Source organism: Polyangiaceae bacterium, from assembly GCA_020633205.1.
In the GTDB taxonomy this organism is placed as follows: domain Bacteria; phylum Myxococcota_A; class Polyangia; order Polyangiales; family Polyangiaceae; genus JAHBVY01.
Window position 1 is genome coordinate 99,050 of sequence record JACKEB010000018.1, and the last position, 23,994, is coordinate 123,043.

Genomic DNA, 23,994 nt, shown 5'->3' on the forward strand with positions numbered 1-23,994 from the left:
CGTCAGTTCACTGCTCGCTGTAGGTTGGCATCAACGAGCTCGTTCAGCTGCGCGGCCGTGACACCCAAGCGAGCCGCGGTTTGGCCCGCGAGGGAGGTGCGGGCGACTCCTGGTACGAACTGATAGGTGGGAGCTTGGTCTGCGCCGAGCTCGACTTGCAGGAAGGTCAGTCCAGGTATTTGTGCTTCCCTGCGCAGTCGATCGGCGAAGGAGAGGAAGTGGGTCGTGATGCAGACCTGGGGTTCGAGCCGTCCCAGCATCTTCACCACCAGCTCGAATATCTCCTCACCCTCTGAGGGATTCGTGCCCGAGCACAGCTCGTCCAAGATCACCATGGCGCCGGGCGGCAAGTGCTGAAAAAGCTCGCGGATGCGCATGAGTTCCATGCCCAGGCGGCCTTCAGACTGATCCGCCTTGGTGTCTTGGAGCAGGGAAACGACGAGGCTGCTCGCTGGGCTCAAGCTGCCGCTTGCCGCGGGGATGAACAGCCCGCATTGCCCCAATACTTGAGCAAGGCCGAGCGACTGCAACAGGCGCGTCTTGCCTCCCGAGTTGGGGCCCGTGATGAGCAGCGTGGTGGCGTGGTGCTCCAGGGTGACATCGCATGGGACGACTCGTGGTTGACTGGCCAGGAGCAGCGGATTGAACAAGCCGATCAGACGACGTGGAGCGTCCGGCGGTGCGAAATCCGGCAGGCTCACCCCCAAACCCGCTTGGAGTGCCAAATCTCGGAAGCCCAGGGCACCTAGATAGAACTCGATGTCCGCCAGCAGCTCCACGAAGTGGAGCGTGTGATCGACGACGCCTTCGAAGACGCCATCAATCAGATGGGCCATCACCTCGCCGTCGCTGAACTGGTAGCCACGAATGAAGAGCTCGAGCTTCACCAGCCAGCGCCGCAGGACCGAATTGGCGAAAGGATTCTGACGGTCCTCCTCGAGCTGCAGCAGCTCGAATCCGCGGATGCGGCCGTCCGCCCCCACGCCCACCTTGAGACTGACGCTCGCGAAATTCTGGTCGTAGCGGAGCAAATCGCCGAGTGAGCGATAGACCTCCTGTTCGCGGACGTGCTCGGCGAAGCTCGCCAAGCGCTGAAGCCCAGATGTTGCCTCGCGGAAATCTAGCGCCAAGGCTTCGAAGATCTCGAAGATCAGCTTGAGCAGGTCGAGGCGTCGGCGGTTCGCATCCCAACGACCAGCGCCGCTGCCGCCCTCGAGCAGACCTCGATACTGACGCAGAGACAGATACACGTTCTCCAGCGACCGACGCAGCGCGGGGCGCTCCACCAGCTCAGCCAAGCACGCGCGGCGGTGCTCCAACACAGCAACATCCGTGGGTGGGCTCGCTAGGCAACGCACCAGGTATTCGGTGTTCGCCGCGAACTCCCGCCCCAGTGCGCGAACCGGGAGGCATTGGCTCGCGAACTGACTGAGGAAGAGGTCGTTGACGAAGGCCTTGGCGCTCCACTGAGATCGCGCCGGGGTCGTGCGAGCGAGCGCGTCGCGGAATAGCCCTCCGGCGCTTCCACCTGCGAAGGCCAGGCTGACCGCTGTGCGGAGCTCCTCGAGGGCGACTCTCGATTCGCCTCGCCCGTTGAGCAGGTCGGGGGGGAGGGGAACACTCGAGGCGCTCGACAGTTCAGACTGCGGCTGCCGAGCGTCGAGAACCTGGGGTGCGCTAGGGTCGTCGAGCATCGCCATACGACAGCATAGAGCCCGAGCGCATTGGGAGCAGAATGGAGTTCCGCTTCCGTGCAAACCTTCCAGTTGCGTCAGCTAACGCCTTCAGCGCCGTAGCGGCGACTGCTCAGCGACAGAAGCGCCCAAATGCGTTGAAGCCCGGCGCCGATTGAGTCGTGCCGGGCTTCGGTTGGGCGCGCACCTCAAGGTGCGACGCGGTCAGCGGGTCTTCAGCTTCTTCGCGATTTCCTCGAAGCGCGCGGAGAGATCCTTCGCGAGCTTCAAGAGCTCATCCCGGCTCTCGGAGTCCAGCTCGGTGGCGCGGTCCAGGTCGGCGTATGCGTGGAAGTCCTTCTTCGCGTACTGGCGCACGCCCCGCAGAGCCTTAACGAATGCCGGCTGCGGCATGCGCTCACCCTGCTTGTTGCTGCGCAGCACGCTGGCCTCGTGGGCCAAGCGGTTCACCGTCCACCCTTGCTTCTCCGACTGATCGAGTAGCCGAGCTTGATCCTTTATCGGTAGGCTCAGTACCGCGCGGAAGTGGCTCATGCCGTTGTGCTTGTAGCGCCAGGCCTTGTGCTGGTGGTACACGTTGTAGATCGAGATAGCGCGGTAGAGCGCCAAGCCGTTCACGGGAACCTCCGGGTCCTCCGAGAGCTTGCGGAACGACACGTGCCGTGTTCCGAGCTTGCGGAATGTGGCAAGCGAGCCCCCGTAGAACTTCTTCAGCACGACTTCGCCCAGCTCCAAGCAGCCTTCCAGGGTGTTGGTGTCCTGGTGACGCTTGACTGAGGTTTGCAGTGACTGCATCTCGGCCTTGGACGGGATTAGCGCGCCGTATTGCGAGGTCTTTGGCCGTGCGGCCTTCCCCTTGCTCGGCTCACTCGACTTCTTCGAACCACGCTTCCCCGTAGCGCGAGCTTTCGGCTGGGCCGACTTCGCTCTCCCGCGGGTCGTGCTCGAACGCGCAGCCCGTGAGGACTTTTCGCGCGGATTCTTTTTCGACGTGTTCGTCTTCGTTGCAGCGGCGACCATCCGGAGACGCTAACCCCCATTTCGTTAGCGGTCCACCGTAAGCGACATACAAGGTCGCATGCGTTTCCAGCTTCGCGCTTCCAGGCATCGCCACGGGGATCCGAGTCGCATTCCGGGCGGAATCCGAAGCTGGGATTGGACTGAGTGGAAGGCACCCTGTGGGGGCGAGTTTGCGGCTCTTTTTGGGGTTTCTGTGTGCTGGTAGCCAGCTACGTGACCCGAAGCCGCACCCGGTTGGCAAGCAGCGGTCGGGCAAGCCTGCCCTTGGGTACATCCAAGCCGCGGTCGTATCTTTAAGACACCGTAAGTCGGGTTGGACGCACCGAGCGCGCTCGGCTGCCTCGCGAAAACGATTCCCGCGCCAGCGGCCCGTTTTTCCCGCCCGCCTAAAGCTGAGAGGTTTCCAGGTTGGCGGAGCCGCCCCGCGACCCTGAGCATGGCCTCGGTCGCAGAGTCTTCACGTTGAAACACTTGGTGCCGACCAAGTGGCCGGTGTGCTCCACTGCGGGCGCGAATGCAGTTTGCATGCGGAAAGCGAGCGTTCTTCTAGTGCTTTTCGCCGTTGGCTTGCTTCTCAAGCACGACCTGCTCGCCGTGTTTCAGGATTCGAACCTGCTGTGGCGTGAGACCCTCTCGGCGCATGATCGCGCGCAGTCGCCGTGGCGCCTCGCCCGGCGCGTCGTGAGAGTTGATGAACGTGTCGAAGTGGATCGGCACGAGGACTTTCGCGCCGAGGTCTCTGAAGCACCTCACGGCCTCTTCCGGGTCAACGTGGGTTGGGGCCATGAAGTCCCGAGGATGAATCGGGGCGATTGGAAGCAGCGCCAAGTCGATGTGGGGAAACCGTTTGCGAGTTTCCTCAAACATCGCCTGGTTGTAGCCCGTATCTCCGCCGTAATAGACGGTGAGTCCGCGATACTCGATGACGTAGCCCGTGTAGCTGGTGGACATCCAGGCGTCGTCGGCGCCGTAGCGATAACCGACGTGCTGCACGGGAACGGCGGTGATGCGCAGTCCTCCGCGTTCCCAGTAGTGCCAAGTTCGCAGCTCATCCGTCGGAAAATCGAACCCAGGGACATAGATCAAGCCGCGCTGGGGGACCAACAGCTGGCCCACCTGGCCTTCGATGTCGTCGAGGGATGACAGCGACAAGTGGTCAAAGTGCATGTGGCTGATCAACACGGCGTCGAGGCGTGGCACGTCTGCGGGCTCCAGACCGGGGGCGACGAGCCTGGGGGAAAGAATCCCGACCGTGCGCGAGAACACGGGGTCCGTCATGACCAAGCGATCCTCGAGCTGCACCAAGGTCGTCGCATGTCCAACCCAAAGCACAGCCAGCCGCGCGTCCTTGCGCACGGGGTTCCGCGTATGGAAGGCCGGAGGAGACGGGGTGGTGAAGGTGCGCGCGGCGTTGTCGTCGATGATGGTGAGTGGAAAGACGCAGCTGGAGCAGACCAGTCCAAGCAGCGCCGCCACTCCCTCACTGGCTCCGGCGAGCGCGCGGGAAAACCAGCGCATCAGAAGTACCCCAGCTGGAGACGCACGCTGGTCTCTGTGAAGTCGCCGAAGCGAGCGTGAGTACCCACCAGCCCCAGCCCCCCAAACAAGCTGTAGAGCCCCAGCTCTGCGATTGGGCTGAGGTCCGGCGTGCGGTAGTCGACCCCCGCGCCGAGTGAGAGCGAGAGATACTCGCCCCGCTCAATCAACGGGAAGTAGCCTCGCAGTCCGCTTCGCGCAGAGAAATGCGATTCGCCGTCAGCTACGCCGAAGGCGAAACCGGGGGTGATGAACCACTCGAAGGAGCCGCCGTGACGTACAACCGGTTCGGCGATCAGACTCCGCCAACGCGAGAGCCGTCGGTCCGTGACGTAGGAATACAGCAGTGGGGTGACCCGCCAGCGCAGCCCAAAGTAGTGGTCCTCGCTGCGAAACGTCCACTCGGGAGAAGGCAACAGCTGGGACAGCGCCCAGAGCGGCGTTGGGTAGATGCCGGGATCAGTGACTGGCAGCTCCCCAGTGTCCTGAGTCGTGGCGGGCGCCGCCTGAGCGCTGGCGTGGGACACCACTAGAGCTAGCGCATACAGACTCAACGCCAGGCGTAGCCGGCGCCATGGCAGTTTCGGATGCGGAAGGGAAACCGTCACAGACCGCGGTTCATTGTGCCGTCAGAGCGGATCGGCAATGCCGGCTGTCCAGAACTTCACCGCGGAGCAGACGAAGGCCTCGCGGAGGTGCTCCGCGAGATTCAGCAGTTGCTCCGCTAGCGCGAGTTCCTGCGCCAAGCAGCGTCCTAATAAGGCGGTGGCATCTCGAACGGCAGACACGCGCGGATCGGCGGTAGCTCACAAGGCGCCTGGGCGTCGGCGGGGCAGTCCTTGTCGAGCGCAACCGGCACTAGCGGCTGATCGGTGAACGGTGACTCGCAGTCTGGGACGTCCGGGGCGGCGATCTGAATGTGGTAGCTCGCGGTGGGCACGCCTCGGAGCTCGAAGTGCCCCTGAGCGTCAGTCGTCGTCTCGAGTTTCCAGGGCGCCTTGTCGCAGTCGAGGAGACCCGAGCAGATCACCACACGAGCTCCTCTCAGCGGATGACTGTTCTTGTAGATCTGCACGCGCCCCTTGATGGTTCGCTCCACTGGCGCGTGTGGTCCGGGCAGCGCGCGCGGGCCGCCGCGGGTGGTCGCCAGGAACTGCACCGGGCCGGCTAACCCCCGCAGGCTCCCAGGCCCGTATTCGACCAGTAGTTGCCCCGCGGAATCGAATACTAGCAAGGCATGGTCCCCAACGACCCAGATCCGTCCTGCTTCGTCCACATTGAGATCCACGACTCGACCTGCCCTCGCTGCGTCCAGGCTGAGCTGGGGCTCGTCACGTCCGAGTTGTCCGACCTCGAGGCTACCGCCCCCAGGCCGCCCAACTGCCAGTCCTTTGGAGTTCAGCGCTCCGATGCCATGCGAACTCCAGTTGAGCTTGGCCCAGGCCCCGGGGAGGCGCATGAAGAGCCCCGCGTCGTAGCTGGCGAGCAAATGGTCGTCAAAGACCATCAGCGCGTACGGCGCTCGCTCCGACGCGGCCCCACGGGGTGGCGCGACTTTAGCCCACTTCCTGCCTTCCTTGAGAAACAGTCCATTCCACGAGGAAACCCAGACTTCGTCCTCGACCACCGCGATTGCATTGAGCTTGTTGTCATCGAAGCGCCCCTTGAACGCTTCGCGTTTGGCTACGGGGATCCACTTCCCGCCGGAGAAATGGTGGAGTTCCCAGTCGAAGCGATCCGGTGTCGCCCAGACATCATCCTGCTTCGTGAAGGCCAGGTGGCTGTAGGTTCGGGCGCTCAAGTGAGTGACCTTGGTTCCGCTGATTTTTGCTGTGCCGAACGTGTAAAACGAGGCGAACACGGCACCGTTCGGGGTAGCGCTGAGTGCAACCGGGCTCTCAGGCGTCGCGAGCACCACCTCAAAACCCGCGGGGCCCAGCCGGAGCACGCCTTGGCCGGGCACACCTACATACAGTTCGCCAGGCTCCGTGGCCTCCGGGAAACGCCACTCAACGGGGGCAGGTGTTGCGCGTGCCGTGGCCGGCGTTGTGCTTCCGGTCGGTTTGGGGGGGAGGGGTCGAGCCTCTGCAGGAGGCGGGATCGCTGCAGCGGGCTGCCCGGAACAGGCGGCGACAAGTAGCCCAAGAATCAGTGATCCGCGCGCGCCCATTCGCTGAAGGGTAGCCCCGAGCGCGGATTGCTGGGCGCGAAAGCTCCAGGCCGGAGTCAAGTTGCGGCGTTTCGACCCGGAACCATGAAACGCGACAGCGGATCTGAGGGGAAGACTCACGAAGAGTCGCGTACAAGTGACGTATGCGTAGCCTTGCTCGGTTCGGTTTGATTGGCGCCTTCCTCGTGAGCCTTCCGGTGGCCTGCTCGAGCGGAGGGAGTGGGGGCGTGAGCAGCGAGGAGTTTGGGGCTCGCTACTGCGCCTTGTTTCAACCGTGCTGCCAAGGGGCGGGGATCGTGACGGAGCAAACGGCCTGTAAGGCCTTGTTCAGCTTCAGCTCGTCGAAGAACGCCGCTGCGGCCGAGGATTGCCTGAAACAATACGAGGAGGCAGCGAAGGCCGCTGACTGGTGTGAGACCTTCTCCACGTTTCCTCGGCCACAAAGCTGCGAGCAGGCGTATCCACAGGGCAACGGAAGTGGTGGCGGCGGCAACACTGGGACGAAGCCCCCTGGTACCGAGTGTAACGACGACGACGAATGCCTGGCCCCGAGTGGCGGCGAAGCGAATTGTTCTTACGACTTCGATCTCAGCAAGGACTTCTGCACCCAGTATCAGTTCGTTGGGGAGGGTGAGACGTGCAAGGGCACCCGGGACGACAACCTAACGGAGACGAGCGGCGTTGGCAGCGGCGTGTACGAGGTCCCGCTCTGCAACACCGCGGACGGCCTGTACTGCGACTACTCCACGGAGAAGTGCGCCAAGCAGGCGGGGCTCGATGGCGAATGCAGTAGCTCCCTCGGCTGCACGGGGGACGACCTCTACTGCAGCGGAACCTGCAAGACGAAGGTTGCACCCGGGGGGAGCTGTGCGGACTCTTGGAGCGCGTGTGATGACGCGGGCTACTGTGATTCCTTCGGTACCGACACCTGCTTGGCGCGGAAACCGAACGGCGAGGGGTGTGACTCGAACGAGCAATGCGAGAGCCTGTATTGCGACTACGACGTGTGCGACACCAATCCAGGTCTAGGCGGTCTCTCCCTGCTACTACTCTGCCAATGAATCCGCACGGTCTCAACCTGGCCATGCCTGGCGCCCGCTTTCCGGATTCGCTAGCCTCCGCCCGTGAAGAAACGTTGGCTCTCCGGGATCTTGTTCTGCGTGTCGGCTTGCGGCGCGTCGCCATCAGCTGAAGCGCCGGACCCCGACTTCTACCTCGAACCGGGGACATCGGCGGAGCCGGAGATCCAGCCGACGCAGTTCTGCGCGAGACTGCAGCAGCTCCGCGCCCACGCTTTCTGCACTCAGACGGTCGACGCGGAAGCCGTGGAGCGAATGGGGGGGTATGCGTTGAGCTACCAAGCGGGACGCTTGAGCAAGGCGTGTCCCACAGGCTGGCACTCGCAGAGGATCTTCCCGGATGACAGGAGCTGCGTGCTGTACGACTACGCCGAAGGGCAGCTGGTTCGTTCCCGGGGGGTCACATCAGGAGGGCGAACGCTGTGGGAGAATCGGGTGTCGTCCGGGGGCACTCGCGTCGAATACTTCTCGGGGAAGACTCGCGAGGCGCGCGAGGAGGACGTGTTTGGTGTCCGCCTCGAGCTCGATCAACAGCGACGAATCATCCGTGAAGTCTTCCTCGACCAGGACGGAAAGCCGACTCCAGATCACCTGGGGCGCTATCAGCTCAGGTACAAGTACGACGCGCGCGGAGAAATCAGTGAGCTGCAGGTACTCGACGCTCACGGCACGCCCACGGTCGATGATCGAGGGGTTGGCATCGAGCGCTATCAACGGTTTCCGTCGGGTGCGCTTCGAGAGGAGCTGCTCTTCGACGCCGAGGGCAAGCCCGTCAATGCGGATGGACTCTACCAGCGCGAGGTCTTGAAACGCGATGCTGACGATCATCTGTTAGAAGAAAATCGTTTCCGTGCGGATGGTAGCGCGGGCAAATACGAGGCGGGTTACTCGACGCGTCGAACTACCCTCCGTGGGCGGCGTTTCGACCGACTGTATCTGAATGGCGAAGGTGCGCCGGTCCGAACCGTCTTCGGAGGATCACGTCTGGTCAGTCTTTATGACGAACAAAACCGACCACTACGCATGGAGGTGTTCCACCTCGGTCGCTACGTCGAGAAGCCAGGCGCGTTCAGCATCCTAGAGATCGCCTACAAGGGCAAGCAGGTCGAGCGGCGCTTCTACGGCAAGGACCGCAAGCTCATGCAGGGTCGGGTAGCGTTTCAGGTCTTCAGCTACACCGATGACGACTTCCATCGTAGCACCCGCTACCTCGACGCGAAGCGACGCCCCTCCCTGTGGGTTGATAGGGCGTCGGTCGAGTACGCGTACACCGACGGCAAGCGCACAGAGGAGCGCGTGTACGGAGTCGACGGCAAGCTGCTGGAGAAGGGTATTCCCATACAGAAATATGCGTACGACGAACTCGGTCGCGTCAAGGAGCGTCAGGGCTTCGACCGCTCCGGCAATGAGCTGCCGTTGCTGGCGGCGCGGCGCATCTCATTCAAGTTCGCGTCCGAGCGCAACGACGACCTGGACGCCGCCAAGGCTGCAGCCATGGAACGCGCCCGGAAGGTGTGGCGGCGCATCACCGAGGAGCAAATGAGCTTCACCCGTGCGTTTCGCACGTACGATGAGCTGCGCACCGACGAGGCAGAGCCTGAGCTTCACGTGGTGTTGCAGGAACCGGATAGCCTCGGAGCACACCTGGAGATGGGCGACGTGTCCGAGCCTGTCGAATGGGACGGTGCCATTCGCATCTATCAGCGACTACCGTAGCTAATCCTCACACTCCAAAGCCGGGAGCCTTGCATGCAGGAATTCAAGCGCACGTTCTTCGATCGCTACGTCGAGCTCCATCCGGAGGAGGCAACCAGCTTGGGGTTGGCTCAGGGAGCAGACCGGCTGCGAGATCACTCCCCGGAAGCGTTGCGTTCAGAGGCTGAGTTCTGGGCCGACACTCAGCGCAAGCTCGAGCAGCTCGAAGATGCTGAGCTAACCCTCGACGAGCGTCTGGATCGCTTGTGCTTGCAGCGCCTCGTGGACTTTCAGGTGCACGCGACGGACTGGATGTACCTCGCGCTGGACTGGTCGCTCTACCCCTACACCATGCTTGAGGTCCAACGTATTCACGCGGAAACAAACGAAGAGCGTGCACAGCTGAAGCTTCGCGCTGAGCGCGTCGCGGCTTTCCTCGAGCAGCATCAAGCCAATGTGGAGCGCGGGATTTCGCAGCAAGGGCGCGCGCCCGACAGCACGCTGCGGGACTTCTTCGTCACGACCCAGGTGCCTGCGGCGATCGCGACTCTGAAGGAACTCGGGCTGGCGGCAGCCGCCAGCGCCTACGAACGGCACCTCAGCTGGATGGCGAGCGTACCCACCACGGACGCGCAGTCCATCGGGGAAGCCGAACTCGTGTCGCGGCTCGAACATATGTTTGGGATCGATGCCGCGCCTTCAGAGCTCGTGAGTTCGGCGCGGGAAGACCTCAAATCGATCCATGAAGAAATGATTGAGTGCGCGCGTGAGGTCGCGCCACAGCGCGGCGTTCGCGACATGGGGGACGTTGCTGAGCTCGCGCTCGAGCTGCAGCAGGCGAAGGTCGAGGGCGACATCCTCCAGGTGTACCGCGCCTACGTTCGGCGCGCGGAAACCCTGGTGCGGGAGCAGGAGCTGTTTGCACTACCAGAAGACTACGCCATGAGCGTCGACGTGTTGCCGCCCAGCTTCGCGGCAACGGGGGGCGCTGCGAACTGGCCTGCGCCGCTCTTGGCTCCGAGCAAGCTCGGACACTTCTTGGTGACGTTGGACCGCGACGCTCACCCCTTGGCGTGGGCGGCGGATCTCACCGTTCACGAAGGCATCCCTGGACATCACTTGCAGAGCTTCGTTTGGCAGCGCCGCTTCGCTACTACTACGGCACCGGTACGTTTCCTTGCGGTACATGACCAGGTGGCGATCCCTCGTGGCTACTGGGCACCGATGTTGAACATCGAAGGCTGGGCGGTGTACGCCGAGGAGCTGATGCGTCAGGCGGGCTTCTTCAGCAAGCGCGAGGAGCTGTTCGTCTTGATGGCGCATGCGGTGCGTGCGGCGCGCGTGATCGCGGATCTGTCCCTCGCTGCCGGTGAGATGACTCAAGACGCCGTTCAGCAGTTCATGATGGCAGCAGCCTGCTTGACCGAGCGTCACGCGTGGCTCGAGGCTCGGCGCTACGCGCAGATCCCCCTCCAGGCTTCGACCTACCACCTCGGTCGAAGAGCCATCGAGCGCCTACGCGATCAGACGACGGACCTCGCGGCATTTCACGACCGCTTTCTCGGCTTCGGTCCCGTGGATCCCCACGCGTTGATCGCGTTGAACGCGCTCTGAAGGCGAACAAGCATTGTTCCGTGAGTGAGACAGTGTCTCCAGAATCCGCCGTCTAATCATGATGACGGAACAGTCATATGCTTCACCCAGATTTCGAACGGGAAAGGAAAAGCATCATGACTCTCGCTACTTGGAACATCGACACCAGCCACTCTTCGGTCTCTTTTGCAGTTCGCCACATGGTCTTCGCCAAAGTGCGCGGCCGCTTCGCTAGCTGGCAAGGTGCGCTCCGCCTGGATACGGCGGACCTCTCCAAGAGCGAGGTCGAAGCGACCATCGAGGCCGCGAGCATCGACACCGGAGTCGCGGATCGGGACAACCACCTGCGTTCCGCTGACTTCTTTGACGTGGAGCAGTTCCCAGAGCTGCGCTTCAAGAGCACTCAAATCGAGGACGCCGGCAAGAACAAGTTTCGTCTCCACGGGGAACTAACCATCCACGGAGTCACCAAGCCGGTCACTCTCGACGTGGAGTACGGTGGGCAAGCCAAGGACCCTTGGGGCAACCAGCGAGTCGCCTTCGCGGCGTCCACTTCCATCGATCGTCGTGACTTTGGCCTTGGCTGGAATCAAGTGCTCGAAGCGGGCGGGGTGCTCGTCGGCGAAAAAATCGAGATTGAGCTCGAGGTGCAGGCCGTCGCTGCGGCCGCGACGGAAGCGGCCCAGTGAAACCCGCATGAGTCGACAGGGTCGCCGCGACTTCAGCTGACGCACGCGACGGCGTATCCTTCAGCCATGACGAAGAAGGTCTGGGAGCTGGGTGCCGCCGTCGCGTTCGTTTTGGTTGCGTGCACCCCAAAGGCTCAACCCGGTCAACCGGAGACTCACGAAGTCGCTGTGAGCGATCCGGTTGCCACGGGTAGCGTCGCGCCGACCACGGCCAGCGCGCCCCCGCTGCCTGATGGAACTCCTCGAGAGATCGCGAAGGACGAGCCCCTGAGCGAGGGGCTCGTCTCCTTCCAGGGCATGGTGCTCGGCGCGAAGGAGGGCTTCGACATTCGCGGAGTGATCTTCGAGTTCAGTGAGCTTCGCGGCGCGCTGCCCGATAGCCTACGCGACCAGAAGAACGACGAGCTACTGGGCTCGAAGCTGCGCGTGGTCGCAGTCATACGCTCGCACCACTCGGCGCCTCAAGATCCTGCGGAGCCTCAACTGCAGATGCGTAGCGGCGACTGGTGGTCCGCGGATGGAGTCCGCTCTGTAGAGCTCGTCGCGCCCGCCGTGATGATCGAAGGCGTTGTGGGGCGCTCCAAGGGGCTCTTTACCGTGGGGAAGCACATGGTGAGCCGAGAAGACCTCAGCTGGCCGTTCAAGGGGGCGGACGTCGTGGGAAAGGAGGTGCGGCTGTGGGGCCAACCTCGTACCTACGTGTGCCCGCCTCAGGCCCAGTGCCTGATCGAAGGAGCGATCCCCATGTTCGACGTGGCGCGCGGTGAGCTGCCATAGAACACTTACGCTCTTGAAGTTCGCAGCTTCCCCTGCTCTTCACGAACGCGAGCGGTTGTCGTACCAGTCGCAATGTTTGTTCCGCGCGGTTACGCTTCGCGCAGCGTAACACCCTCGCGGTTCGGGACAGGGCACTGGCGTTTTCGCGGGACTTCTTGCCGTCGCGCGGATGGTACGGATGCTGCTACGCGAGCGAGCATGAAGAATCTTTTCGCCTTTTCTCTAGCACTCACATTCCTTGGCCTCGCCTCAGGCTGCAGCTCCGACGACAGCGGTGGTGGCGGATCCTCGGTCGACCCCCTCGTCCGGGCTGCCTGTGACAAACAAACCGCTGACTGCGGTGAAGACACGGAATGCGTCGCGGACGTCGGCAAGGACAACGCCATCGCAGAAGTCTTTGGTTGTACCGCTGAGTACGATGCGGTGCTCAAGTGCATGGCCGAGGCCCAGTGGGAGTGCACCGGATTCGAGACGTTCAGCGGCGTCGATGCGTGTTCTTCAATCGACTCAGACTATCGCAAGTGCGCGCCGGGCTACTCGTATAGCGGTGGCCTCGGTAGCTCTTGCGAGGGCTCCCTGTATTTTCCAGACGGTACCGCAAGTGCGTCTTGCAACGGCGGCAGCTGCACCTGCAGTGAAGGGGACAAGTCGGGAGCTACCTTCTCCCTCTCGGACTGCGACACCATCCCGCTCTTCAAGGGGATCGCGGCCAACTGCCACTAGCCGGTGCTCGGAACCGCGTCGCGCGTTAGAACGCGGCGCGGTAGCCGATGGTGCTGGCGAACGTCTCCGTGATGGACGCGGTCTCTGAGTTCCTGAGCAGATCTTCTAGGTACGTGTCGATGGTCGACGCTTGATAGTAGAGCCCGATTCGCTCGAAGAAGCCCCCGCGCGGCACCCAGTCAACCTCGAGCCCAAGGTACGCGAGCCCGTGAATTGCCGTAGGCGGGTAGTAGCCGCTCGAGTAACGCTCCGGGTAGCTCACCTCGAACTCGTTCCCGATGGCGTATAGCACCCCCACTCCAACCTCCAACGGGACGATCCGAACACTATCCGCGCGGATTTCGAACGGCCGCGCGGCGATCTCCAGCGACAATGTGTGAACACCATCATCCCCAACTTCGTTGGGTGAGTAGCCATACAGCATCCCCACGTTGAGGATGTCGTCGAACGCGGCGTAGCCAAGGCCCGCGCTGAATCTTCCGCGTAGTCCGCCTGTCTGAACCTTCGCGAAGTCGGGGACGTACCAACCCAGGCGATCCCGGTCTCTCGGCTGCTCCTCTTCGGGTTCGGGGGGGAGGACATACGTCTGTCCGGCATCTCTGCTCGTGGTCGCACCCGTGTCGGCGTGCCCCGTGAGCGGTTGTGCGCCAGCGGTCGCTGCCATGAGACCGATGAGTGACGCAATTCCGTAAGGCAATAAACGAAGCTCGAGCTGCGCCTTCATACGGCTAACTGACCTCATGCGGCTGACTTTGGTCATGCGGCTGAACTCGGTCATGCGGCTGAACTCGGTCATAGTACGGTTTCCTCCGGCGTCACGGGGACGCAGTCGTCCTCGACACATTTCTCGAACTCGATGCGCTCGCCGTAGTTGAAGACGCTCACGACGGTGTAAGTGAAGACTTTCTGGAAGGTTCCACACTGCAGCACCGTTGAGGTCTGGTAGCGCTGGAGCTCGTACTCCTCGAGGTGCCCGTGCACGACCAGCGGTACCGGGTTGTCTCTCAAGAGTTCCCCGTAGAAGGCCTTGGCTTGTTCCTCGTTCTCGCCATCAGGTGCGGTGACATCCTGGTGCGTTAGCCAAATCGCCCGCTCCCCTGGCTGGATGTCGGCGTGCTCCGCGCGGAGCCATTCTTCGTTCGGTGCTTCCCCGGGGAATTCAAGCGCGTTGGAGTTGAAGACGATGAACTTGAGCTTGCCGAATCGAAACGAGAAGTCCCGTTCACCGTACAGAGTGTCGTATAGCTCGGGACCCGTGGCGATCGCGTCGTGGTTGCCGATGACCGCGACATACGGCACATCGAGGTCGCTCAGGATCCGGTGGATACGCTCGAACTCGACGTTGAGAGACAAGTCGGTCAAGTCGCCAGCGTGGAGTACGAAGCGGATGTCGTCGCGGCGATTGATCGCGCGGACGGCAGCTTCGGTTTCGTCGTATGCGTCATGGGTATCGCCAATGGCGACGAACTTGAAGTCGGGGGTGGGCGGCGCCCCCTGGATACGTTCGATGGCTCGAGCGTTGACGTCGCCCCGGACGTCTAGATCGTCGTCGAACGGAGTCGCCGTCAGGCAAGCTGTCGATAGCAAGGCGGGGAGCAGCGCCACGCAATGAGGGATTCGCATTGCGTCCCAAGTCAGCAGATCTCGTGCCACCCGCGGCTAGCCGAGTTTTCGCGACGGAGCGGTGAAATCGACTTGGTTTCTCCAGGCGACGGTCGCGACATTTCGCCCCCATGCCGTTGCCGCGAGGCGCAAAGACACGGCCCCTCACCCCCGGCGAAGCCCTCAAAAGCCCATGCAAGTGCGCAGCACCGTTTCCGACGGTTTCAGGCTAATTCGACCCACAGCCCGCCCAACTGGCTATTCCACAGAGAAAATGACTGCGCGGAAGCAACCGAACGTCTAGGGACAAGGACGATCGAAAGCCCGGCATGGATATTGCTGCGGGATTGCGACGATCGCTACCTGAAGCTTGTCAAAGCCCGAAGCAGTCTCGGAATCACCGAGGAGGAATCATGCCGCATCAAACGTTGGTTGCATCCATACGCGAGTCCGTAGAAAACCGTAGGATGCAGTCCGAGTCAGCTGAAGCACCCGTCGACGAGCAGCCCGAGCTGACGAGTTCGATGCCACCTCACTCGGCTTTCGAGCGCTACACCAAGAAGCTCGGCAAGACCTACATCGATCGTCTGAAACACCTCAGCAGCAAGGCCATCCGCTCGCTGGACCGCATCCCCAAGCGGATGCACATCGTCGCGAACCAGACCCAACTCGTGCTCGAGCTGATCGACGATTTTGCCACGGGGAATTACCGCGATGTCCCCTGGCCCGTCGTGGCGTTGCTGACTGGAGCCGTGCTGTACTCCGTCAGCCCCGCGGACGTCGTCCCGGACAGCATCCCGATCGTCGGGGCAATGGATGACATTCTCGTCGTCGCCATCGCTACTCGTGTGGCTCGCGAGTCGCTGAAGAAGTACGCACTGAGTAAGGGCTATAAGATCGAAGACTACTTCGAGAAGTAGGCGGGACCGCTAGCTCGCGCGGGCGCACGGCCAGGTGAAGCGAAAGGTGGCTCCGCGGGAGCCATCGGAGTCCACCCAGGCCCGGCCGCCTTGACGCTGAGTGAGCTTGCGCACGACGGCGAGACCGATGCCCGTCCCGGACTCCGAGTCTCGCTCCGTTTGGAAGAGCTGCCAGATCCCCTCCTGCGCGCGTACTGAAATACCCGGTCCGTTGTTGTACACGTAGTACTCCATTTCGTCTCCGCGCTGCTCGCTGCCGATCACCACTTGCGGCTGCTCCGGCGCGGCGTGTCGAATGGCGTTGCTGATCAGATTCAGCAGCACTTGTTCGAACGGGGTTCGCTCCGTCACGATTCGCAAGCGCGGGCAGACTTCGATCTGTGGTCGCGTGGGAGGCGCAAGCAGGTCGAGGACTTCGTCGACGAGGGAGCGCACTCCGACGTCTTGCAGGGGATCGCGGAGGCGACCGACGCGACTGTAGCTGAGCACGCCGTCGATTAGGCTCTCGAGGCGCTGCACGCGTTCCTGCATCAGCCCGAGCTGCTCGAGGATTGCTGGGCTCGATTCGCTGGCGAGGTCCTCCTGTAGCCACTCGGCGATGCGTCCGATGCCTCGTAGCGGCGCCTTCAGATCGTGGCTGACCACGTATGCGAACTCGTCGAGCTCGCGGTTCGATGCGCCGAGCTGGCGAATGGTTTCGTGAGACTGAGTGACCAACACCGCGTGCTGAAGCGTCACCGCCAGATGTGGCGCGAACTCGCGCGCGATGTTTGAGTGCTCGTCATTGAAAGCGTCTTTCTGCTGATGCCCAAAGAGCAACGCTCCTACCACCTCTCCCCCTGAGGCGATGGGAACGACCAGACAACTCAAGAATGGTAGGTCGGAGGAGTGCGCGTCCGGGTCAGCGACTTGGGTTGCCGAGATATCCGCAACGCAAACGCTCGCGCGACCGGATATTGCGTCCTCGACGAGCTGCATGATGCCACGCGGAAAGGATGTGATTGGGGCGTGGTCGACTCCGCTCAGCCCGACCATCTGCAATCCCGCGTGGCGCCCCACTTGATGAAAGCAGGCACCGACCTCGGCACCAGCCAGTTTGGTCGCGAGGTCCAAGCTCGACTGAAGCAGACGGTCTGCGCTGAGCTCCGCCGGCAGCGCACTGATCCGGCCCTCCATCCGTGACATGACCATCTCGTACCTCCACTCGCCGAGCCCCCGATGGGCTCGCGCCACTGCAGCGCGACCTCTTAACCTTTCTGTGGTGGCACGCCGGGGTCAACCTCAGGCGCCAGCCATAATTTCCCCACGGTTTTAGTTGGTGGGTCGTTCTGCCACGCGTGGCGGCACCGCACGAACTCACAACAAACAGGAATCCAAGAGAATCGAACAGTTCGAAAACCGACACGGATGTCGGCACGTGCCCTGCTAGCGGTCCAGATTCCGCATGCCCTAAATGCTCAGCGTCGCGCCTTTCCAGCGCGCGGCTCCGGAGAACAGGGCGGCCGCCCCGGTGCTGGCGGCGACTAGCCCCAGCGCACGGAGTAGACCGGGGGAAGATTGTTCGCTGCGCACTGCCACGTTTCCCCACGGTCTTCGCTGACGTACAGGTTCCCCGTCGTGCTGCCGAACGCCACGTGGTCGCCTTGACTGCTCAGGGCGTGGCGATAGACGACGTCGTAGGCGTGCTCCTGGGGAAGCCCCTTGCGAAGCTCTTGCCATGTCTCACCGCCGTCGCTGGTACGCGCGACGAACAGGCTTCCAGCGACGGTCGTGCGGTGTTGGTCGCTCTTGCCGGGGACGAGCCAAGCTGTTTTCCCATCATGCTCGTCGACCGCGACGGGAAAGCCGAAGTGCACCCCTTGGTCTGGTGCGCTGACCTTTTTCCAGGTTTCGGCACCATCAGAGCTGTAGAACACGCCGCAGTGATTCTGCATCCACACGTGCTCGGGTTGGCTCTCGCAGAGCTCCACATAGTGCGGGTCGTGGCCCCACTCGGCGCCCGGGTCGGGGAGGTAGTCCATCAACAGACCCTTGTTTCGGCTGCGCCAGCTCTGCCCGCCATCGGTGGTTTCCAGCACACCAGCCGTTGAGATAGCCACCATCAAGCGGTTCGGGTCCGTCGGGTGAGTCACGATGGAGTGGATCCCGGGCGCGAACTCCCCGTCCGAGGCCGGGGTGCCGAACCAATGGGTCATGCCGTTGCCCTCTCCTGAGAAGAGATCGCCTCCGCGAGACTCGTGGTTCCAAAGGCCCAAGTTCAGCTCGAAGGTCTGCCCGCCGTCTTTGGAGGTGAAGAGCCCGCCGGGGATGGTGCCGACGTAGATCGCGCCATCTTTCCCGAAGGAAATGGCCCACAGCTTGAGCAGGGTCGCCGTGCGCGCGGTGAAACGCTGAGGCGCCGCTTCGGGATCTTCGGTTTCCGTCGGATCTGGCGGCGCTAGGTAGCGGGCGCCTTTCGGGTACTTGATCTGCGGAGCGTCTTCCCAGGTTGCTCCGTCATCCAGCGACGTCGACAGCTTGGCACCCCAGTGGCCGTGGCCGAGAGCTGCCCACAGGTTGCCCGTGTTCGGATCACGGATGACGAAGTTCACGCCGACGCCGGAGTGTCCGAGCAGCTTGGGCTGGAAATTGCCGTTGGTCTTTTCTACGGCGAAGGTCCCTTTGCGGGTGCCTACGAGGATGCGGGGCATGACTGTCTTTTCTCCTTCAGCCGCCGCTCAGCGCTTGCATGATCAGCACGCGAGTGGTGGCCTGTACTGTATCCGTGAGGGAACGCCGATCGGCGATCATGTCGTCCCCAACGAAGATGTTCACATGTTGGCGGAGCCGGCCTGCTTCGTCGCAGACGTAGAAGGCGAAGCCGGGCATGCGCCGCTCGAGTTCGGCAATGACGCCAGCCACATCCGGAGCATCCACTTCGAGGTCGATCTCCGAGAGCTTTGGAAAATACTCGTACAAGTGCCGCGTCAGCTCCACCCTCGCCATGGCGCGTAGGATCCTCGGCGTGCCCCCCCGCGTCCAGCGTTGCGGTCAACTCAGCCTAGCGTGGGGCGTTCTGGTCGAGGGTTGTCGCCAAGTTGGAACCGGCGAGGTGACTCGTTCGTTCTTGGGCGGTGTGGCCCCAGTGAGTGCTGACGCTCGCGCTGCATGGGGGGCATGGGCATCGGCCGCGCGGCGAAAGCCCGGGTATGTTCGACGGCCTCTAGGCCATGTCAAGGGCCATCCTCAGGGAAACACTGCTGCAGCTCCGAGTGTGAGCCGAGAGCCTCTGAGTGCGCGCCTCTGAGTGAGCGGATTCCAAATTTGAGTCAGCGTCGCAACTTGAGATCAGCGCCCAGCCAGACGCGCGTCGTAGTGGGGCACGACTTGCCGTGAGGAAAAGCGATTGAGCCAGTGCGAGCAGAAACCTCGCCGTAGGTCGCGGGGTTTGTACCGTTGGCGGAACTCGGTCTGAAAATTCCGAAGTACCTACATCGACGTGTGGAAGTTTTGGCTCATAATGCTTAGCCGAAGCTGCCACTGTTCTTGGTGACTCGAGACGCCCTTCTCTCGAGCGAGCCGCGCGCCGACCGCTGAGTGATTCCTTGAACCCTTTGCGGGGCGCTTGGCTCTCACCGAAACTCGGCGCACCCCAGCCTGAGCGCCACGCCCACCGCGATGACTGCCCTTTCCCTCGTACCCGTTGCCGATCCAACTGCTCGCGTCGATTTCGACGACGAAGAGCAGGTCAGCCAGATCATTACGCTGGACCGCCCCCAGACGGGCGCGCCCGACTACGCTGCCAAGTATCGACGTCTCCTCCAGCTGCTCTCCAAGGGGCGGTTCGAAGCCGCGTATGACCTGCTGTGTTCAGTGCGCGACGCTTTTCCGGGGGATGAAGCACTTGGCAGGAGCATTCGGCTGCTGCGCGACCACTTGAGCGCGAAGTACGCCACCCGCCTCGAGGACCTCGATGTGGTTCCGTGTGTGGTGCGTCGTGGTGTTCCGCTGGAGGAGCACGAGCGGCGGGTGCTGTCCCTCGTGGACGGTGTGTCTTCATTCGGCGAACTGCTGCTGACCTCGCCCCTTGCCCAGTTCGACACGCTGCGGGCGCTCCACACCCTCATCCATTTGGGGGTGATTGCGGACGACGTCGTCGCATCAGCTTCGCGACGTCCTCCCCCCCCGACGGAGGTCGGACCTACACCAGGCCCGGTGGAACCCACACCAACCGAGGTCCGGCGCCTGTTGGCCCCGCTCGAAGCACTCGACGGGTTTTGGGGATCGGCGTTGGTGGACTCCGCCAGTGGTCGTGCCCTGGGCGTTTACGGAGCGGATCCGAGAAGTCTCGAGCAGCTAGGGGCCATCTATGGCGAGCTGCTGCAGGTCGAGCGCCGTGCAACTGAGGCGCTTGGCCTCGGCGAACCCGAGGACCTGATCGTCACGCGCTCCGATGAGTATCACCTCTTGCGACCGCTTCGTGGGCGCCCCGACGTGTTCATTTGTCTGATCACGAGGCGCCCCGCCTCCAACCTGATGCTCTCGCGCCTTGCTCTGGCCGAAGTCGATCGCGAAGTGGACGCCGCCCTGGTCGGGCTGGGTGCTCTCGACGTGAGCTACTGCTGACCGGGCCACATCGCCAGGTAGGGAGCGGCTTCCTCCAGGACGCGGGCGAACGACGGGCGCCGCTCCAGGCGACCGAGGTAATACTGGGCGCGCTCGAGCTGCGGTGAAATGGGGTGCAGCCTGTGGGCGTAGTACAGCGACGGCGCCGCAGAGCAATCAGCCAAGCTGAACTCCGCGCCTGCGGCCCAATTGGTTTCCTTGAGGAAAGATTCGAGCATTCCGTAAGCTGTCTCGAGCCGCGCTTTGGCTTCGGCCACTCCGCGTGGGTCTCGTTCACCCTCTGGCCGTAGCTTGTCGCCCACGATCCTGCCCATGGGTTCCATCACGTAGAGATCGAAGAAGCGGTCTCGCGCTCGCACCGGGAGTGCGGCGAGTGGCGCCTCGGGCAAGAGGCTCGCTGCACTTGGTTCACGTCTCGCCAGGTATTCGATCAAGATACTCGACTCGGTGACGGGCTCGTCCAACGCGCTGTCAGTGAGTACGGGGAACTTCCCGAGGGGGTTGAGGCGCAGGAGCGCGCTGCGCTGCGTTGGATCCACCAGGTCAACGAAGCGTTTTTCGTGGGGGATGTCCGCTTCGTACAGCGCGATGAGCGCCTTCCAGCAGTAAGATGAGAGCGGGTGGTAGTAGAGGGTGTAGGCCATCACGCGAGCTCCTTCACCGCACAGCCCGGCAGCCACCAGCGGTAGCCATTGCTGCGGAATGGGAGGTCGAGTTCTCGGCACACGTCTTCAATCATGTCCGGAGTGAAGAAGTAGTTCTTCACTCCGCTGATGCGCCCGTCGCTGAGTTCGAGCCGGGTGACAGCGCGAACGGCCTCACCGTCAGCGTGCGCGTACCAGGACAGCAGAAGCGGTTCCCCGCGGCAAAGGAAAAGCTCCAGCCGCGCGGGGACCGGCTCTACGCCCGCCATGTAGCGTGCTTCGATACCACCCAGCTCATCGGCGCGCGCCAAGATCTTGCTGCCAAACAGCATCCCCTGGAGGATGTTGCCGTCGCTCGGGCCTTCAATGCTGGCGCTCATCACTTCGATCGCAGCGTGGTCGAGCAACAGGGCGGTGAGCCCCGGGATATCGTGGCGATTGAACGCGTCGCAGAAGGCAGTGATGACTTCGGGCACGGCCCTTCGGGTAACCTCCGGTTCGGGCTCGGCGAGCTTGTTGCGTCCGCGGTGGAGTGCGGCTTTCACCGCGCCCACGCTGGTGCCCAGCGCTTCTGCGACTTCCTCCAAGCTCAGGTCGAAGACGTCCTTGAGCACCACCGCCGCGCGTTCTTGGGGCCCGAGCTGGCTCACCAAAGTCGCGGCGGCTTCGCGTGTGGCTTGGGGATCCGGGGCGCTCTGGTTGTTGGTCTCGGGGGTGAGGGCGCTCCGTTCTCGGCGAACGCGGTCGATCCACAAGTTGGACGCCACTCGGAACAGCCAAGCGCGCGGGTTGGGAGGCGCGTGCGGCATGCGACTCAGGGTCGTAAAGGCTCGAGCCAGTACATCCTGCGCAAGGTCCTCGGCGTCCCAGGGGCTCCGCGTGAGATAGCGACAGTAGCGATAGAGTTCTGGGCGCAGCGGCTCATACACGGTCAAGAACCCGTGCCAGGCTCGCCGCGCGTCCTTCGACAGACTCTCTAGCTCTCGGTTTGCATCAGTCATCGGGGGAACAACGAGTGGGCGCCCCGAAAGGATACGTCGGGAGGCGAATTTCGTCCCCATGACCTCCTGGCCGCGAGAACGCTAGCCGTCTTCGCGAGCCGGGCGAGCCACCACCCGCACCTTGCCGCTGGTCCCTCCGCCGCAATAGAAGTTGTCTTCATCCGCGTCCAGTCCCGACACGATGGTTCCGTGCGGCATTTTGAGCGATCGCTTCACGTGCCCTGACGTCGGATCGATGTTGCGGATCTCGCTTTGTTCGTCTTCCCACGTGGCGTGCCAGAGTTCGCCATCTACCCAAGACACCCCAGTGACGAAGCGGTCCGACTCGATGGTACGCAGCACCTCGCCGGTTTCTGGATCCACCTGTTGGATCTTGCGCTCGTTGTAGCCACCGATCCAAAGCGAGCCCTCTGCCCATGCCATGCCCGAGTCTGTACCGGAGCCGGGGCGGGAAGACTCACCACCAGCTTGCCCGTCTGCGCCTCGATCTTGTCGATGCGATCTTCGGCCAGCTGGTAGATGTATTTTCCGTCGAAGGCTGTCCCCGCGTCACAAGCTGCGTCTAGCGTGCGCTTGGTCTGCCCGCTCTTTGGATCCATGCCGAACAGCGTCGAGCCCGTCGCTGCCCACACCAGCTCGCCATCGAACATGACACCATTGACACGTGGAAAATTCGGCGTGCCTTCCAGCTCGCCTACGATTTCTGCCTCTTGGCTTTCCTGCTGCATCGCCGTTGCGGCTCCTGTGTGCGTTTGCATCGTCTCCTCCTCGCTCGAGTCACCCGGTTCTAGCCGTCCGCGACGTTGAGTGGGAGTAACAAGGTCGTCGTGAATCCGCTCAGCGGCGCAGATACCCAGCGCTGAGCGCGACCTCGCCCGACCGAGCGCACTTGCTCGTTCGCTTCGAGGTCAGCGAGGGCGCGCTGCACGTTGCGCTGACTCTCTCCCAGCGCCAACCCCAGCGCCGAGGTTGACCAGGGCTGGCCGTCGGCGAGCAGCGCTTGAAGCGCGCCAGCGCCTCCGGGCAAGGGAGGCAGGAGCACCGCGATGTCCTCTCCCGCGCGAGGCAGGAGCCTGAACCCGACTTGGGTCGCCTCGAGGTCGCACACCGGGCGCAAGAGCTTGCGTAGACGGCCTATTTCCACGCGCAAACGTGCGCGGTGCGTGTCGTTGACGCGCTTGGCGCCAAAGGCTGCGTGGATCAGCACCTCACGCTCCGCGCCTGCTGGGTGCCGAGCTAAGCTCTCGAGCAGCGCGAAGAGCACAGGACGCTTGGCGAGCTTGACGTTGTGGGTGCCGCTACGAAGCGCGCGGCGGCACCCATCTACAATCAACGAGGGTCCTGCGAAGAGCGCCTCGACCTCCGCCAGCGGAAGGAGTGTCTCCTGGCCGCCTCTCACTAGGCGAGCTGCTGGCCGCGCCGCGAGCTGTCGCGCGGTCTCCACCTCTAGCAGGGTGTTGAAAAACGCCCTGTCAAACAACAACAACCGTGCCCGCGCACAACTCGGCCAGATCTCGCTCTCGCAAAACCCTCACTTCTATGGGGTTTTGCGAGAGCGTGGTTCAAAGATCCGCGCGGATAAGCACGCAGGATGCTGAAAAACGGAGTTTTTCAGCATCCTGCTAGGCGTAGCGCGGGTATGCGAGCGAGGTTCGCGAAGCGCCAGGCCTGCTCGAGGGCGATGTTGGCCTCTCGGGCGTGGAGCCGCCGCTGTTCGAGTTCGGCGCGGCAGAGCTCGGCGATTGCGCAGAGCGCGTCCGGGGCACCATCGAGGGTCAGCACGGCGAGCTGCGCGTGAGCCGCATCAATGCGACCGAGTAGGGTCGCCCTACGAACTAGCAAGAGCTTTCCGTGAAGCGCGTTGCGCGTATCGCCGCGCGCCTCGAGAGCCCGTAGCGAAGTCTCGAAACCCTGAGGAAACGACTGCAGCTCCCGAGCCGCGAGGCACACTTCAGCTACGGCCAGTTGACACCTGGCCTGGGCAACCGGAGCACGTGTTCCGAATCGGCGCCGCGCCAGGCGCAGGAGTTCGCGTGCCTTGGCGTGATCGCCGAGCTGCGCCATCGCGATGCCTCGCAGCGCGACTGCTGGAGCATCCTCACGCAGCGAAACCCGCTTGAGTGCGCTCAAAGGGTCCCCTGCGGCTAGAGCCCGTGCGGCAGCGTTCAGTAGGGAATCCACGAACGGAGGCTAAGCTTAAAACTACAAATTCCCCCGACAAATCTAACGTTACGGAGCGTCGTGTG

General features: G+C 63.0%; 23 protein-coding genes and 1 pseudogene. 8 read left to right on the plus strand and 16 right to left on the minus strand.

Annotated features, from left to right (window positions below; all coding sequences use genetic code 11):
- Positions 1 to 2: 2 nt before the first annotated feature.
- The 6 genes from H6718_28625 to H6718_28650 all read right to left on the minus strand — a co-directional run bounded on the left by H6718_28625 (position 3) and on the right by H6718_28650 (position 6,420).
- Positions 3 to 1,694, minus strand: a complete 1,692-nt coding sequence (locus tag H6718_28625) for a DNA mismatch repair protein (protein ID MCB9589413.1) — start codon at positions 1,692 to 1,694, stop codon at positions 3 to 5.
- Between the two features lie 204 nt (positions 1,695 to 1,898).
- Complete coding sequence (locus H6718_28630; protein ID MCB9589414.1) at positions 1,899 to 2,489, minus strand: hypothetical protein; 591 nt, start codon at positions 2,487 to 2,489, stop codon at positions 1,899 to 1,901.
- 70 nt (positions 2,490 to 2,559) lie between these two features.
- A complete protein-coding gene (locus H6718_28635) occupies positions 2,560 to 2,808 on the minus strand; it encodes a hypothetical protein (protein ID MCB9589415.1) in 249 nt (82 codons plus the stop codon).
- A 452-nt stretch (positions 2,809 to 3,260) separates the two neighbouring features.
- Positions 3,261 to 4,232: an MBL fold metallo-hydrolase gene (locus tag H6718_28640; protein MCB9589416.1), complete on the minus strand. Its 972-nt coding sequence runs from the start codon at positions 4,230 to 4,232 to the stop codon at positions 3,261 to 3,263.
- A complete protein-coding gene (locus tag H6718_28645) occupies positions 4,232 to 4,777 on the minus strand; it encodes a hypothetical protein (protein ID MCB9589417.1) in 546 nt (181 codons plus the stop codon). The genes H6718_28640 and H6718_28645 overlap by 1 nt, the downstream gene beginning before the upstream one ends.
- Positions 4,778 to 5,004: 227 nt before the next feature.
- Positions 5,005 to 6,420: a carboxypeptidase regulatory-like domain-containing protein gene (locus H6718_28650; protein MCB9589418.1), complete on the minus strand. Its 1,416-nt coding sequence runs from the start codon at positions 6,418 to 6,420 to the stop codon at positions 5,005 to 5,007.
- A gap of 143 nt (positions 6,421 to 6,563) precedes the next feature.
- Between H6718_28650 and H6718_28655 the strand changes: the two genes are divergently transcribed.
- The 6 genes from H6718_28655 to H6718_28680 all read left to right on the plus strand — a co-directional run bounded on the left by H6718_28655 (position 6,564) and on the right by H6718_28680 (position 12,976).
- Entirely contained in the window at positions 6,564 to 7,481 is a 918-nt protein-coding gene (locus tag H6718_28655; GenBank protein MCB9589419.1) for a hypothetical protein, read from the plus strand.
- A gap of 63 nt (positions 7,482 to 7,544) precedes the next feature.
- Positions 7,545 to 9,215 carry a hypothetical protein gene (locus tag H6718_28660; protein MCB9589420.1) on the plus strand — a complete coding sequence of 557 codons (1,671 nt, stop codon included), beginning with the start codon at positions 7,545 to 7,547 and terminating at the stop codon, positions 9,213 to 9,215.
- Positions 9,216 to 9,248: 33 nt separating this feature from the next.
- On the plus strand, positions 9,249 to 10,808 hold the full coding sequence (locus tag H6718_28665) for a DUF885 domain-containing protein (GenBank protein ID MCB9589421.1): 1,560 nt from the start codon (positions 9,249 to 9,251) through the stop codon (positions 10,806 to 10,808).
- 116 nt (positions 10,809 to 10,924) lie between these two features.
- Positions 10,925 to 11,476 carry a YceI family protein gene (locus tag H6718_28670; GenBank protein MCB9589422.1) on the plus strand — a complete coding sequence of 184 codons (552 nt, stop codon included), beginning with the start codon at positions 10,925 to 10,927 and terminating at the stop codon, positions 11,474 to 11,476.
- A gap of 66 nt (positions 11,477 to 11,542) precedes the next feature.
- Positions 11,543 to 12,253: a hypothetical protein gene (locus H6718_28675; GenBank protein ID MCB9589423.1), complete on the plus strand. Its 711-nt coding sequence runs from the start codon at positions 11,543 to 11,545 to the stop codon at positions 12,251 to 12,253.
- Positions 12,254 to 12,451: 198 nt separating this feature from the next.
- The gene (locus H6718_28680) at positions 12,452 to 12,976 is read left to right on the plus strand and encodes a hypothetical protein (GenBank protein ID MCB9589424.1); all 525 of its coding nucleotides are present in this window, start codon (positions 12,452 to 12,454) and stop codon (positions 12,974 to 12,976) included.
- A 25-nt stretch (positions 12,977 to 13,001) separates the two neighbouring features.
- On the opposite strand, the gene H6718_28685 is transcribed toward H6718_28680, so the two are convergent.
- Positions 13,002 to 13,772, minus strand: a complete 771-nt coding sequence (locus H6718_28685) for a hypothetical protein (protein ID MCB9589425.1) — start codon at positions 13,770 to 13,772, stop codon at positions 13,002 to 13,004.
- Positions 13,769 to 14,599, minus strand: coding sequence for a metallophosphoesterase (locus H6718_28690; GenBank protein MCB9589426.1), 831 nt, complete (start codon positions 14,597 to 14,599; stop codon positions 13,769 to 13,771). Before H6718_28690 ends, H6718_28685 begins: the two co-directional genes overlap by 4 nt.
- 446 nt (positions 14,600 to 15,045) lie before the next feature.
- Between H6718_28690 and H6718_28695 the strand changes: the two genes are divergently transcribed.
- Positions 15,046 to 15,498: a DUF1232 domain-containing protein gene (locus H6718_28695; GenBank protein ID MCB9589427.1), complete on the plus strand. Its 453-nt coding sequence runs from the start codon at positions 15,046 to 15,048 to the stop codon at positions 15,496 to 15,498.
- A gap of 9 nt (positions 15,499 to 15,507) precedes the next feature.
- Here the strand turns inward: H6718_28695 and H6718_28700 are convergent, their stop codons facing one another.
- The 3 genes from H6718_28700 to H6718_28710 form a co-directional block, all read right to left on the minus strand.
- A complete protein-coding gene (locus H6718_28700) occupies positions 15,508 to 16,683 on the minus strand; it encodes a GAF domain-containing protein (GenBank protein ID MCB9589428.1) in 1,176 nt (391 codons plus the stop codon).
- A gap of 338 nt (positions 16,684 to 17,021) precedes the next feature.
- Positions 17,022 to 18,188 (minus strand): hypothetical protein, encoded by a 1,167-nt coding sequence (locus H6718_28705; protein ID MCB9589429.1) that lies wholly within the window; start codon positions 18,186 to 18,188, stop codon positions 17,022 to 17,024.
- 16 nt (positions 18,189 to 18,204) lie between these two features.
- Positions 18,205 to 18,483, minus strand: coding sequence for a MoaD/ThiS family protein (locus H6718_28710; GenBank protein ID MCB9589430.1), 279 nt, complete (start codon positions 18,481 to 18,483; stop codon positions 18,205 to 18,207).
- Positions 18,484 to 19,155: 672 nt separating this feature from the next.
- Between H6718_28710 and H6718_28715 the strand changes: the two genes are divergently transcribed.
- On the plus strand, positions 19,156 to 20,103 hold the full coding sequence (locus H6718_28715; protein ID MCB9589431.1) for a roadblock/LC7 domain-containing protein: 948 nt from the start codon (positions 19,156 to 19,158) through the stop codon (positions 20,101 to 20,103).
- On the opposite strand, the gene H6718_28720 is transcribed toward H6718_28715, so the two are convergent.
- From H6718_28720 to H6718_28740, 5 genes and pseudogenes are all read right to left on the minus strand, one after another.
- Positions 20,094 to 20,747 carry a glutathione S-transferase family protein gene (locus H6718_28720; GenBank protein MCB9589432.1) on the minus strand — a complete coding sequence of 218 codons (654 nt, stop codon included), beginning with the start codon at positions 20,745 to 20,747 and terminating at the stop codon, positions 20,094 to 20,096. The genes H6718_28715 and H6718_28720 overlap by 10 nt on opposite strands.
- Positions 20,747 to 21,748, minus strand: a complete 1,002-nt coding sequence (locus tag H6718_28725; GenBank protein MCB9589433.1) for an RNA polymerase sigma factor — start codon at positions 21,746 to 21,748, stop codon at positions 20,747 to 20,749. The genes H6718_28720 and H6718_28725 overlap by 1 nt, the downstream gene beginning before the upstream one ends.
- Before the next feature lie 81 nt (positions 21,749 to 21,829).
- A pseudogene (locus tag H6718_28730) lies at positions 21,830 to 22,449 on the minus strand (glutamine cyclotransferase).
- Between the two features lie 86 nt (positions 22,450 to 22,535).
- Positions 22,536 to 23,192: a helix-turn-helix domain-containing protein gene (locus H6718_28735; protein MCB9589434.1), complete on the minus strand. Its 657-nt coding sequence runs from the start codon at positions 23,190 to 23,192 to the stop codon at positions 22,536 to 22,538.
- A 167-nt stretch (positions 23,193 to 23,359) separates the two neighbouring features.
- Positions 23,360 to 23,929 (minus strand): hypothetical protein, encoded by a 570-nt coding sequence (locus H6718_28740; GenBank protein ID MCB9589435.1) that lies wholly within the window; start codon positions 23,927 to 23,929, stop codon positions 23,360 to 23,362.
- Positions 23,930 to 23,994: the final 65 nt, after the last annotated feature.